Below are 647 nucleotides of genomic sequence, written 5' to 3' on the forward strand. Positions count from 1 at the left end.
CTCACTCTGTCTTAGAAGTCCGCCTCCGTATAGTACACCTACCCTCTGAGAGGTGCAACAAGTGCAACATTCGGGGGTCGAAAGGGAGAAAACCGCCAGACGGCGTCGGGGTTCGGCGTGTTGCACTTCGCCTGCTTTTCGGCGCAACACAGTGCAATTGTTGCGCCACCCGACAGACGTCTCTCGGGGAGCGACGTCGACGACACCCACGACTACCGTCGGAGAGTCAGACAGCAGAAAGGAATGGCAGTTTACAGCAGTCGAGATCGTGCCGGCGAGAGCCGCTCACCGTCGGCGTCCTTAGACCGATCTGATTGTGTCACCGCCAGCGTCGGTTAAGATCCCCTCCTGACGACCCTTTTCCAGCGCCGATTTGGCGTCACTCGGTGGGATGTCGAAGCGGTTGGCTGCCCGGCCGAACAAGTCAGACTTGCTCAGACTGCTGCCGTTCTCCTCGAGGATCGCTTTCAGACGTCGCGCGTTCGGCTTCGGGCCCGTTGCATCTTCCGGCGGGAGCGGGACACTCGAACGTTCGGCTGGCTCCTCGTCGACATCGGTCTCGTCTTGGGCAGATACCGAGCCGCCATCCGTACTCGCAGCCTGCTCGAGGCCAGACTGCTGACTCGGCGTCGCCGCCGACTCGACAG

The 647-nt window shown here is 61.5% G+C and carries 1 protein-coding gene; it reads right to left on the reverse strand.

The genetic code is table 11. The features are described 5' to 3' along the window. Positions 1-300: 300 nt before the first annotated feature. Positions 301-647: hypothetical protein (locus tag C486_RS21980; RefSeq protein WP_008451456.1), on the reverse strand; the 347-nt coding region annotated here is incomplete at its 5' end.

The sequence above is a fragment of the Natrinema gari JCM 14663 genome (genome assembly GCF_000337175.1).
GTDB lineage: Archaea > Halobacteriota > Halobacteria > Halobacteriales > Natrialbaceae > Natrinema > Natrinema gari.